Source organism: Flagellimonas sp. ABD4_174, from assembly GCF_056160185.1.
This window is the reverse complement of sequence record NZ_JBSWWP010000001.1, coordinates 2,261,288-2,273,603: the sequence shown is the minus strand read 5'-3', so window position 1 is coordinate 2,273,603 and position 12,316 is coordinate 2,261,288. Positions and strand designations below refer to the sequence as shown.

Here is a 12,316-nt window from a genome sequence, read left to right as displayed (position 1 = left end):
AAAAAAGTATTTTTGCATCCGCTTTAAATGGTGGTTGTAGCTCAGCTGGTTAGAGCGCTGGATTGTGGTTCCAGAGGTCGCCGGTTCGAACCCGGTCTTCCACCCTTAAGTTTATCAAATCCCAAACCATTAGGTTTGGGATTTTTTGTTTTTAAAAATAATCAAAGTCAAATTCTAGTGTACTTCGTTGTTAGTAGAAGCTTGACCTATAATAATTAGGGACGTTTTTTTAGTTTTAGATTATATTTTTCTATCCTTTTTTAAGATAATGACCTCATCCATCAATTGAAAAGGGCCATCCGTTAAATCATGATTTATTTTTACTTCATTTTAACTATGCTCTTCCCTCTAAACTCCATACGTTGTTACCCTCTCTTTTCTCGGACCATTGGTTAGACAGCTTTTAAACCATACTTTTATTTCAATTTTCACCGTATACTTAGATTCCGAAACTTGTTCGGATTGACCATGGGTTATTTATATTTTCGAGAAATTGAATAAAAAAGCCCTTGTTTTCAAGGGCTTTTAAATTATAAAGATAGCTGTTGGTTATTCCGTGGCTTTATCCACCACCAATCTATTTGGGCGATTGGCTATCTCCCATGCCGTATGGAAAATAAGTCGAGAGCGATTTTCCAAAAGATCATAGTTTATTTTATCGGGAGTATCACTTGGTCTGTGGTAGTCCGCATGGGTTCCGTTAAAATAGAATATGATCGGAATATTGTTCTTCGCAAAATTGTAGTGGTCACTTCTGTAGTAAAATCTATTGGGATCGTTCTCGTCGTTGTACGTATAATCAAACTCGATATTGGTGTACTTTTTGTTTACCTCCTCCGATAAATTGTGAAGTTCGGTACTAAGTTTGTCGGAACCGATCAGGTATAAATAATTTCGAGAACCTTTGTATTTTGGGTCTATTCTACCGATCATATCTATGTTAAGGTTGGCGACTGTGTTCTCCAATGGGAATACCGGCTCAACATCGGTATAGTATTTGGAACCCAACAATCCTTTTTCTTCTCCGGTAACATGTAAAAATACAATGGAACGCTTGGGGCCCTTGCCTTCTTCGGCAGCTTGCTTAAATGCTTGGGCAATTTCCAAAAGCGCCACAGTACCCGAGCCATCGTCATCGGCACCATTATTGATCTGACCGTCTGCCGTAACCCCGATGTGGTCCAAGTGAGAAGAAATAACCACATACTCCTCCGGTTTTTCGGTACCTTTTAAAAGGGCAACGACATTTTCAGAATCTATATTGTCGTTACTGCCGGTTAAACTCAAGTTTACATTGGCAGTAATAGTTTTTGGCGTATGGTCCTTTTCTATATTTTCGAAAAGAGTAGTAGCCGCTTTTTCGTCCAAAACAATCAAAATATCATTGTTGCTGTCATCTGCAAGTTGCATTCGACCACTATTGTTGCTTTCCATAAATCGGAAATATCCCCTAAATCTTGGAAAATTCTGTGAATCAAAATACAGTACCCCTTTGGCGCCTTTTTCCAAAGCCAAAGTAGATTTTTTCCCCATGGCCTCGGACATATTGCTCCAGTCGGATTTTTCCTGACCTCCGGATATTACATAAGTTCCATCGGTGTTTTGAGGTTCGCCGGCTTTTATAAGTACCAGTTTGCCGGATACATCGATTCCGTTGTAATCATTATAATCACCCTCCTCAATTCCAAAACCTGCATAAACAATTTCATTAAAAGTACCTTGCGCTGGGCTAAATGCTACGGCATGTTCTCCTAAAGAAAAACTTTCGTTGTTAAAGGTTACATTGCCTTTTGGCACTTTGGTTTCTTGCAATGCTACTTTTTGAAAATAGTTGCCATTGGATTGTGCAGCGGGTATATTCAGGGACTCGTAATGCGCCTTTATATATTCCACAGCCTTTTTTTGGCCAGGTTTTCCAGTTTCCCTGCCTTCAAACTCATCGGAAGCATAGGTGTACAGGTGTTCTTTTAGTTCGGTTTCTGTAATTGATTCCGCATAAGGTACGGGGTCTGCTACAGGTTGGGTTTTTGCTACTTCTGAAACTGTTTTTTGGGAAGTGTTACAGGCAAAGGCTAAGCCCAATACCAATAAGGATAATTTTTTCATTTGTGTTTTTAAGTTATCTGAATCCTCCAAAAATAGTTAAAAGTTTAGGAAAGAAATTACTATTCTAAGATAAACATTATCAAACCCATTGCGTAACTTGGTCCCCTTTTAGTGGATTTATTAAACTTGTACGTATTATGGGCAAGAATAAGAGTGTAGTAGTAGTAGGTGGAGGAATAATAGGACTATCTACCGCATACTTTCTTCAAAAAGAAGGCCATCAGGTAACCGTTTTGGACAAGTCCGATATTTCTTCGGGGGCTTCTTTTGTAAACGCGGGGTATCTTACACCAAGTCACATTATTTCCTTGGCTTCCCCCGGAATGATTACCAAAGGAATAAAATACATGTTCAATTCTTCCAGTCCCTTTTACATGAAACCTCGTTTGGATCCCGAGTTTATGAAATGGGCGTGGTATTTTAAAAAATCCTCGACACGAGCAAAGGTCGATTTGGCAATGCCGGTGATTCGGGACATAAATCTGTTAAGTAGAGAGTTGTACGAAGCCATACAGTCTTCCGGTGATTTAGGTACATTTAAAATAGGGGATAAAGGTCTGTTGATGATGTTCCAAACCGATGAGGCCCGCGACCATGAGATGGAGGTGGTGGAAAAGGCCAGCACCTTGGGATTGGATGGCAAATTGTTGTCCAAGGAGGAGCTAACGGCACTCGAACCAAATATAAAGGTCAATGCCAAAGGCGCTATACTTTGGGAATGTGATCGCCACACAACACCCCCGTTGATCATGGAAAATATGGTAAAACACCTAAATACAAGTGGAGTGGCCATCCATAAAAACGAGGAAGTTTCCGATATAGCTTTTTCCAACGGTAAAATAACCGAGGTAAAAACGAACAAGGCCTCCTATGCGGCCGACGAAGTTGTTCTTGCCGCAGGTTCATGGACATCGAACATATCAAAAAAATTAAACCTAAAACTGCCGTTACAAGCTGGCAAGGGATATCGAATAAATGTGGAAGAACCTACGAACATTTCCATGCCCGCCATTTTAATGGAAAAGAAGATTGCCGTAACCCCAATGGAAGGGTTTACCCGTTTCGCGGGCACTATGGAATTTTCGGGGATAAACCATACTATACGAAAGGAAAGAGTGGAAGCCATTGCAAAAGGTGTGGAGGGTTATTATGAAGGATTACAGGTTCCGGAAAAGGCCAAAACGAATGCAAGTTGTGGATTGAGACCAGTATCACCAGATGGGCTTCCATATATTGGAAGACCAAAAGGAATCAAAAACTTAACCGTAGCCACTGGACACGCCATGATGGGGTGGAGCTTGGGACCGGCAACGGGCAAGTTGATCACCGAACTTGTTTCCGGGCAGTCACTCTCCATGGACATACAACCGTTCGACCCCGACCGTAAATTTTAGATCATAAAATTTTTTTATTGAGGGGTTTTTTAATGTGGCATAGATTTTTCAGTTGACTTTTTTACAACTAATTTTACAGTATGAGAAACCTCAGTTACATCCCAATCTTAATTTTAGTGCTCAATTTGACCGCACTTAGGTCGCAAGAGCTTAAAATTTTCACATTAAATGACTTCGATCTAAAGGGAAAAGTGAAGACCTGTTTGGTTTCTACCGATTATGGAAAGGAACTGTTCGAATTCAATAAAAATGGGGTGTTAAAGAAAACGGTCACGCAGTACAACGACAATGACCAAGACATTACCTATTACACCTATAAAGATGGTGAATTGTTGGAAAAACGGATGGAAAGCTATAAGAACAATGTCCTGGACGAATCCACTTCAATGGCCAATTTTTATGAAGTGGATACCATTCCCAATAGAAAAGTAACGGAAAAGATAATTTCTTACGACAAACAATTTTTAGAGCAAGAACAATATTATTATGATGAAGCGGGAAGGTTGGTCCGTATCATCTCGTCCAATGTAGAGGGGGTAGATGAAACCACCTTGGAATATACCCAGGTAAAAAATGAACTTACCGTGAGTACATTTACTAATGGTATTTTGCAAAAAGCGGTAAGAAATTCCATTAAAAAGACTCCAAATGGTGATCAGGAGGTGATTTTGACCAAGGAATATATTGATGGTGAACCGAATACTGCCACGGAAGAAGTATTCAACAGTGCAGGAAAGTTGGTGACCAGCGAGGAATTCTTGTACGATTTTACAGAAAAAGAATTCGTTTCACAAAAAAAGCGGTATTATCAATATACCGATGGTGTTTTGAGTAAGGTGATAAAAAAAACCCTTAATACGGAATCTGCGGAAAAGTACATATTTCAGTTCGATAATCATAAGCCCAGTAATTGGGTTAAGCAAATCGTAACACCTGGCAATACCTATACCACAAGGACTATCACATACTACCCGGAAGAGGATTTAAAAGAAGAAACCAGCAACTAAATAATACTATACTAAATTCTGGATTATTTCCGGTTGTACTTCATGGCCACCAATGAAAGTCATGGTCTCGGCCATGCCACGGAACAAAGTATCACTTTTTACTTTTTCGTTTTTTAAGCGTTCTGGATTTAGATATTGATCTTGGTCTCCGTACACAATTTTGATTTGGGTACTATCATAATCTAAAAACTCAAAATCTTGAGCGGTAAGTTCGTTGGGAATACCCCCGGCATACAACACAATAAGTTTACAATTCGCTTTTTTCCGGGCCAACCATCGGGTGGCCACCGATACACCTTGCGAAAAACCGAAGAGGATCAAATCAACACCTTTTGGAAGCTTTTCCGAATCGAGTACCGCATCAATATAGTTGATCACATTATTGATTTCCGTTGCAGTGTTTTCCTTGGTCAACCAACTGGCGCCAACATATTTATACTCATTTTTTAAATAATATTTGGACGGAGCCTGCGGTACAATAATGTAGTTTTCTTCTGGATCTAGACCATTAAAGTATTTTACAAAATAGCGGCTTAAATAGCCTATTCCATGGAAAACCAACCAAACATTTTTTGTTTTGGGACCTAATTTGTTCTGCGTCAGATATGTATTCTGAGTAGTGTAGCTTACGGTTTTCTCTTTGTTGGACATGTTCAGTTAGGCTTTAATGAATATTGCAAAAGCTTTGCGTAATTTTACAAAAAAGTAGAGCGATGAACGAACACAAGGAGAAAATTCTCTCCGTTTGCAACCAGATATGCAAAGGGACCTTAATGGAAACTCTGGATATAACATATATAGATGTCGGCGAAAACTTCCTTTTGGCCAAAATGCCCGTAACACCAAAAGTACACCAGCCCGATGGTGTTTTGCACGGTGGTGCCTCTGTGGCGTTGGCAGAAAGTGTGGGAAGTGCGGCATCTTATGTTTTTTTGGACGGAAACGAGTTTTTTGTGCGCGGCATAGAGATTTCCGCTAACCATGTGCGTTCCATAAAAGAAGGATTTGTGTACGCAAGGGCATCCATTTTACACAAAGGACGAACGACCCAGTTATGGGAAATAAAAATAACGGACGAGGAAGGAAACCTGATATCCAATTGTAAACTCACGACCATTGCATTACCTAGAAAATAAAGAACCCGAAGCAATTTTTGAAAAGGTGGTTCACTGCCTTGAAAATGGTTTGCCCTTTGCCATATATCGCAAACCCGACCAACAGGAACTACAGGCCGTTTTTCAAACAGATAAGGACCTTTTAGTTTCCAAGGATTTTGACGAGAAAGGATTTCTTTTTGCTCCTTTCGATACCGAGGGCGATGCCATTTTGATCAGACCGGATGAAGTATGGAAAGGAAAATATAAAACAGAGATCCTTGCCAATACGGCCCACATAAATTTGGTGGAAGATGGTAAGGAAATTCATGTTGACTTAATAAAAAAAGGCATACAGGAAATTAAAAAAGGCAGATTGCAAAAGGTAGTGCTCTCAAGAAAGATCGAGGTACCGTTGACCAAATCACCTCTTGAAATTTTTAAGGCCCTTTTGGGCACCTGTCCCCATGCATTTGGTTACCTTTTTCATCATCCAAAGGTAGGTACATGGTGTGGTGCCACACCAGAAACTTTGGTCAAAGTAAAAGACAAGGAGTTGAACACCATGTCGTTGGCAGCGACACTCCCGTACGTTGCAGGGGAAGAACCAAAATGGGGTAACAAAGAGGTAGATGAACAACAAATGGTTTCCGAGTACATCGGAGATAAATTGGCCCATACCATGGAACATTTGGAAATAGATGATGCCGAATCCGTCCGGGCCGGTACACTATGGCACTTAAGGTCCGAGGTGAGGGGAACCATGCTCCCTAATATTAAAACCAAAGAGGCAGTAAGGGCCTTGCATCCCACGCCGGCGATCTGTGGTATTCCTACGGCCGAAGCAAAAGAGTTTATAAAGAAGAACGAAAACTATAAAAGAACGTTCTATACCGGATTTTTGGGAGAATTGAACTTTGGTGCAAAAGAGGAGACCTCACTCTACGTAAACCTTCGTTGTATGGAATTGAACAAATACAATGCAACCATATTTGTTGGTGGTGGCATTACCGAAGCATCCGACCCGGAAAGTGAATGGGTCGAAACCCAAAACAAAAGTAAGACCATGTTGAATGTCCTTTAAATAGAAGCTATCTAATTTAAGGCATTACCACAAAGATGATGTATTTTTGTAATCCATGATGTACTCAGATATTCCTGCTGCACAAACCTTGGTTCTGAACTTTAGATCAAGGGGAGTTAAAAACATTGTAATCTCACCGGGATCAAGAAATGCCCCACTTACAATAAGTTTCACAAAAAATCCTTTTTTTAATTGTTACAGCATTGTGGATGAGCGCTGTGCGGCATTTTTTGCCTTGGGAATGGCACAACACTTGCAGGAACCTGTCGCCGTTTTATGTTCATCGGGAAGCGCCATGTTAAATTTTTACCCTGCAGTCGCCGAAGCTTTTTACAGCGATATCCCTCTCATTGTAATTTCGGCGGATAGACCCGCATACCGAATCGATATTGGAGATGGACAGACCATTCGCCAAGAAAATGTTTTGGAAAAACATACAAGCTATTCGACCAATTTAAAGCAAGATGTGTCCCACGCACGAAATACCATATTAAAATTTGGTAAATCGTTGTTGCGGGAAAGTCAGGAAGAAGTACAATCCTTCAATCAAACAGAAATAGATCGAGCCTTAACGGTAGCGTTTTTGGAAAAAGCCCCGGTGCACATCAATATTCCTTTTGAAGAACCTCTGTACGGAAGGGTAGAGGAACCGTCGATAGAGCGTCTTGATGAAAAAAAATTCTTGACCAAGAGCTTATCCGATAATCAAGATTGGGAAGAATTGGCAAAAACATGGGCCAATAGTTCCAGAAGAATGATTCTGGTAGGGGTAAATCAACCCAACACCATTGAAGATGAAGTGCTTCAAAAGCTAGCCAATGACTCAAACACCGTGCTGTTTACCGAAACTACCTCGAATTTGCATCATCCGGAGTTTTTTGAGAGTATAGACAGTATCATAGCGCCTATTGAAAAATCCGGGAAGAAAAATACGTTGTTCGAACAACTGCGACCAGAACTATTGTTGACCTTTGGGGGATTGATCGTATCCAAAAAAATAAAAGCTTTTTTAAGGGAGTATACGCCCAAAGAACATTGGCACATCGACACCAAAAAGGCGAACGATACGTTTTACTGCCTAACCAAGCATATTATAATAGGCCCAAATCTCTTTTTTAAAAAAATAGTTGGGCAAGATGTAACCGCACAAAGCGAATACAAATCTTTTTGGGAACGGAAAAAGAATCAATACGAAAAAAAGCGTGATGTCTACCTTAAAGAAATTCCATTTTCGGATTTTAAGGTCTTTGATCACATTATAAAGGGAATACCCAAAGGGTATCAAGTACATTTGGCCAATAGTTCCACGGTTAGGTATGCCCAACTGTTTCCAATGGACAGGTCGTTGAAGGTATTCTGTAATCGTGGCACCAGTGGTATCGACGGCAGTACATCCACTGCAGTGGGCAGTTCAATTTTTAGCGCCGAACCCACTTTGCTGTTAACGGGAGACCTTAGTTTTTTCTATGACAGCAATGGGCTATGGAATCAATATTTACGTCCCGATTTTAGGATTGTGCTCATCAATAATTCGGGAGGCGGTATTTTTAGAATATTGCCGGGGAAAGAGGACACAAAGGAGTTCGAGACCTTTTTTGAGACCAGCCATGGGTTATCTGCAAAACATCTTGCCGAAATGTACGGCTTTGACTATTTGGTTGCCGAAAACGAGAATGAACTTTTAAAGGGGACGAACGAGTTTTATGCAATTTCCGACCGACCTAAACTATTGGAAATAAGAACGCCTCGTGAACTGAACAATAAAATTTTGCTTGGATACTTCGATTTTATATCTTAGAACCTTAACTATAAATAAAAAAGAACACTAACAGATTATGAGCAAAAGAGACGAATTGATCGAGAAGTACGCAGAAGACATCAAAAACAAATTTGGACAGACTCCAGACATGGATTTTCTGACCAAGGTGGCCATAGGGTTGGGTCCTGCCATCTATAACTTGGACGCCTCCAAGGTATCAGGTTCCGATGATAAGGAACTGGAAACGGTTAAAAACAATTTTTTGATCAAAAAATTGGGGCTGGCCGATACGCCGGCACTCATGGAATCGATCAAAAGTGTTATCGATTCATACGGTCAATCGGAAAAAAACAAACATCGTGCGGTAATTTACTATATGTTGGCCAAACATTTCGGTAAGGAATCCGTTTACAATTAACCGTCCACAAAACTAAATTAAAAGCTGTCCTTGTTAAGACAGCTTTTTTTATACCCATTTTTTACAGCTACCTTTGCCCTATGATAGAATTGGGAAATTACAATACCCTTAAAGTGTTAAGGAGCACGAGTATAGGTCTTTTTTTAGGTGATGATGAAGGAACAGAGATTCTTTTACCGAATAAATATGTTCCGTCCGATTTTGAGATTGATCAAGAAATGGATGTGTTCTGTTATTTGGACAATGCGGAAAGACCTATTTCTACTACCTTAAAGCCGAAAATCGTACGTAACGGATTTGCGTATTTAAAAGTGGTCGAAGTCGGGGCATACGGTGCTTTTTTGGATTGGGGACTGGAGAAACATTTGCTTGTTCCCTTTAGGGAGCAATCCCACAGAATGGAGGAGGGCCAAAGCTATGTGGTACATTGCTATATGGATGAGGAAAGTATGCGACTTACCGGATCTAGCAGAGTAGATAAATTTTTATCCAACGAAAGCGTTGCGTACGACCAGAACGATCAGGTAGATCTTTTAATTTACCGTAAAACCCCTTTGGGGTGGGAAGTGATTGTGGATAACCGTCACAAAGGTCTGGTTTTCGATAGCGATATCTATAGGCCTTTAGAAATCGGTGACCAGGTCAAAGGTTATGTAAAAAGTGTGCGAGATGATAAGAAGATAGATATCTCGCTGCAACCCATTGGGGCAAAAATGTTGGAGCCTACGGCAAAATTTATTTTTGATAAACTTGTAAAGAACAACGGATTCTTGCCCCTGTACGACAAGTCGTCCCCTGAAGAGATACAGCACACACTGCACATGAGCAAAAAGGCATTTAAAAAAGGCGTTGGTATTTTATATCGTCAACGAAAAATCGATATTCAGGACGATGGGATCCATTTGTTGGGAGACTAGATCGGAATCTGGATTTGAATTTTTGTGTTTAATGCAGCTCTAAAGTTTTTTTCTTTAGTTAAATATTTTATTTTTGTGAAGATACAGATTAACTTATTGGTTGTTATGCTCTTAGCATGACGCATAATTATAACCCCCTCCAGGATATGCCTTTTATTGAAGAAAGCGATTTGTTGGACCTTCATAAGGATATAGATAAGGCCCAAATTATCAACGAAAGACTCCTTGATCAGATAAAGTACAAGAACAAAGATCTTCGCAAAATTAAGTTACAACGTAACATCCTTATGGGATTTGTTGGATTATTTGTAATTGGTACGCTGGCCATCACTTCGTTCACTGCAGGCCTTAGCAGCAAACAATCTTTTGAGAACCAAGGAAATCTTTTGGTATCCATAGACAGCTTGGATGTGATCAAGGCCAGGATAGATAATTTAAAATCCCAAAACGAAGAGCTTAGCTTGGTAAAGGAATTTTACTTGGCCAAAGAGTTTTTGAACAAGGAAATGATCTATTCCGTACAAGTTAAATCGTTTGTGGAGAATAATGTAACACTTGCGTCCGAGGCATTGACCAATACATTATTTGTAAAAACCAACCCTTTTTATGCGTATTCTTTGGGTAATTTTGAAACCCTGGAGGAAGCTCAAAAATTTAGAAAACAACTGGTACAGATGGGGTTTGACGATGCTTTTGTAGCTTCTTACAAGGATGGTCAAAGAGTTAAAATAGAAGATCCGTATTAATCTTGGGAAAAACAAAGGCTTGGATACAGGCCGCTAGACTGCGCACACTACCTTTATCTTTATCGGGCATTATTGTGGGAACTGCTTTGGCCAGTTTACACGCTCAATTCGAATTGTCCATATTTATTTTGGCCCTTTTGACAACTGTAGGTTTTCAAGTAACCTCCAATTTTGCCAACGATTACGGAGACGGGGTAAAGGGTACCGATAACGAAGATCGTGTTGGTCCTGCAAGAGCTTTGCAAAGTGGCACCATCTCACGAACATCACTCAAAGCCGGGGTAATCATTTCTGCTCTAATAAGTTTGGCCATAGCAGTAGTTCTCATCTATTTAGCTTTTGGGTCGGGTAATTTTGCCTATGTCCTCGTTTTTTTGGTCCTAGGCCTGTTAAGTATTTGGGCATCCATTAAATACACGGTAGGCTCCAACGCTTATGGCTACCGAGGGTTGGGAGATCTTTTTGTATTTCTTTTTTTTGGATTGTTAGGTGTATTGGGCAGTATGTTCTTATACACCAAAACCTTGGAATGGCCTTCAATTTTACCAGCAATTTCAATTGGGCTATTATGCGTGGCCGTGTTAAACCTGAACAACCTTAGGGATGTGGTATCCGATAAAAAGCATGGTAAGAACACATTGATCGTTAAAATGGGATTTGAGAATGGCAAACGCTATCATCTTGGTTTGATTTTTACCGCGCTGCTATGCTTTTTAGCTTATATAATTGTAATTGGTTTTGACTGGAAACAATCCTTTTTTATGCTGGCGTTTGTTCCATTATTGATTCATTTGCGGACCGTTATGACCACCAAAGAACCTGTTCGGTTGGACCCCGAACTAAAGAAAGTGGCGTTGAGCACCTTTTTGTTAGCGGTTTTATTCTTCATTTCAGTCAATATTTTTTTGTAAATTTGACTTACAACCAAATAAACTTTAAGGAACTTGGAACATCCGATAAAAATTTTGATCGTAGAGGACAATGTTATCATCGCTGATGATATGCAGTCCATGTTAGAGGAAATCGGCTATGAAATTGTTGATAATGTCATAGTGTACGAACAAGCGGTAGATGTGTTAAAGAACAACCATGTTGATTTGGTACTTATCGATATCATCTTGGCCTCGGACAAAACAGGTATAGATCTAGGTAAGCATATTCGCGAAACGTACAACATTCCATTCATCTTTGTAACCTCGAACTCGGATCGTGCAACAGTGGAAAATGCCAAAACGGTTAAACCAGATGGTTATTTGGTAAAACCTTTTGAACAACAAGATCTCTACACATCCATAGAAATTGCACTGTCAAATTTCAATTATGCCAAAAAAGGCGCGGAAAAAGTTGAGGAGAATCAAGAAGCAGCCGACGAAATCACATCGAACTCTGTATTAAAAGATTCCATTTTTGTAAAGAAACAACACTTGTACTACAGGATTCAGTTTACCGACATACAATTTATCAAGGCTGATAATGTGTATTTGGAGGTTAACACTGTGGATAAAAAGTTTTTGGTACGGTCTCCCTTAAAAGATTATTTGGAGAAATTGCCCAAGAACAAATTTTATAGAGCCCATAAATCATATATCGTAAATGTGGACCATATTGATGCCATCAATTCAAAAGATATAATGATCAACAATAATCTTATTCCGATCTCCAAGGATTTTAAGGAGTTTATTCTTTCATCAATGAACAGTTAACGTTCCCCTTAATCAAAGAATAGAATGAGGTGCCCTTTAGGGCACTTTTTTTTTGGCAATGCCATCAAGTTTTGGGGTTACCACAACT

Annotated in this window: 12 protein-coding genes and 1 tRNA gene; 11 read left to right on the top strand and 2 right to left on the bottom strand. The window is 39.8% G+C overall.

Annotated features, from left to right (window positions below; all coding sequences use genetic code 11):
• The first annotated feature begins 29 nt into the window (after window positions 1–29).
• Window positions 30–105 (top strand) — tRNA-His (locus ACXAFK_RS10090).
• A gap of 444 nt (window positions 106–549) precedes the next feature.
• Here ACXAFK_RS10090 and ACXAFK_RS10085 read toward each other — a convergent pair.
• Complete coding sequence (locus tag ACXAFK_RS10085; protein WP_474957663.1) at window positions 550–2,106, bottom strand: M28 family peptidase; 1,557 nt, start codon at window positions 2,104–2,106, stop codon at window positions 550–552.
• A gap of 137 nt (window positions 2,107–2,243) precedes the next feature.
• On the opposite strand from ACXAFK_RS10085, the gene ACXAFK_RS10080 reads away from it, so the two are divergent.
• Together ACXAFK_RS10080 and ACXAFK_RS10075 are read left to right on the top strand one after the other, a co-directional pair.
• Window positions 2,244–3,500: an NAD(P)/FAD-dependent oxidoreductase gene (locus ACXAFK_RS10080; protein ID WP_474957662.1), complete on the top strand. Its 1,257-nt coding sequence runs from the start codon at window positions 2,244–2,246 to the stop codon at window positions 3,498–3,500.
• A gap of 80 nt (window positions 3,501–3,580) precedes the next feature.
• Window positions 3,581–4,507, top strand: a complete 927-nt coding sequence (locus tag ACXAFK_RS10075) for a hypothetical protein (RefSeq protein WP_474957661.1) — start codon at window positions 3,581–3,583, stop codon at window positions 4,505–4,507.
• A gap of 6 nt (window positions 4,508–4,513) precedes the next feature.
• Here the strand turns inward: ACXAFK_RS10075 and ACXAFK_RS10070 are convergent, their stop codons facing one another.
• Window positions 4,514–5,158 (bottom strand): alpha/beta hydrolase, encoded by a 645-nt coding sequence (locus ACXAFK_RS10070; protein ID WP_474957660.1) that lies wholly within the window; start codon window positions 5,156–5,158, stop codon window positions 4,514–4,516.
• Window positions 5,159–5,220: 62 nt separating this feature from the next.
• Here ACXAFK_RS10070 and ACXAFK_RS10065 point away from each other — a divergent pair, with 62 nt between their 5' ends.
• The 8 genes from ACXAFK_RS10065 (at window position 5,221) to ACXAFK_RS10030 (ending at window position 12,228) form a co-directional block, all read left to right on the top strand.
• Entirely contained in the window at window positions 5,221–5,643 is a 423-nt protein-coding gene (locus tag ACXAFK_RS10065; protein WP_224837278.1) for a PaaI family thioesterase, read from the top strand.
• Window positions 5,624–6,685 carry a chorismate-binding protein gene (locus ACXAFK_RS10060; protein WP_474957659.1) on the top strand — a complete coding sequence of 354 codons (1,062 nt, stop codon included), beginning with the start codon at window positions 5,624–5,626 and terminating at the stop codon, window positions 6,683–6,685. The genes ACXAFK_RS10065 and ACXAFK_RS10060 overlap by 20 nt, the downstream gene beginning before the upstream one ends.
• A 55-nt stretch (window positions 6,686–6,740) precedes the next feature.
• Window positions 6,741–8,483 carry a 2-succinyl-5-enolpyruvyl-6-hydroxy-3-cyclohexene-1-carboxylic-acid synthase gene (gene menD / locus ACXAFK_RS10055; RefSeq protein ID WP_474957658.1) on the top strand — a complete coding sequence of 581 codons (1,743 nt, stop codon included), beginning with the start codon at window positions 6,741–6,743 and terminating at the stop codon, window positions 8,481–8,483.
• 37 nt (window positions 8,484–8,520) lie between these two features.
• Entirely contained in the window at window positions 8,521–8,862 is a 342-nt protein-coding gene (locus ACXAFK_RS10050) for a DUF2853 family protein (protein WP_224837281.1), read from the top strand.
• Between the two features lie 80 nt (window positions 8,863–8,942).
• Entirely contained in the window at window positions 8,943–9,779 is an 837-nt protein-coding gene (locus ACXAFK_RS10045) for a CvfB family protein (RefSeq protein ID WP_474957657.1), read from the top strand.
• A 146-nt stretch (window positions 9,780–9,925) separates the two neighbouring features.
• On the top strand, window positions 9,926–10,525 hold the full coding sequence (locus tag ACXAFK_RS10040; protein WP_224837336.1) for an SPOR domain-containing protein: 600 nt from the start codon (window positions 9,926–9,928) through the stop codon (window positions 10,523–10,525).
• A 2-nt stretch (window positions 10,526–10,527) separates the two neighbouring features.
• Window positions 10,528–11,436, top strand: coding sequence for a 1,4-dihydroxy-2-naphthoate octaprenyltransferase (gene menA / locus ACXAFK_RS10035; RefSeq protein WP_369884472.1), 909 nt, complete (start codon window positions 10,528–10,530; stop codon window positions 11,434–11,436).
• 33 nt (window positions 11,437–11,469) lie between these two features.
• Window positions 11,470–12,228, top strand: a complete 759-nt coding sequence (locus tag ACXAFK_RS10030) for a LytR/AlgR family response regulator transcription factor (protein WP_224837284.1) — start codon at window positions 11,470–11,472, stop codon at window positions 12,226–12,228.
• Window positions 12,229–12,316: the final 88 nt, after the last annotated feature.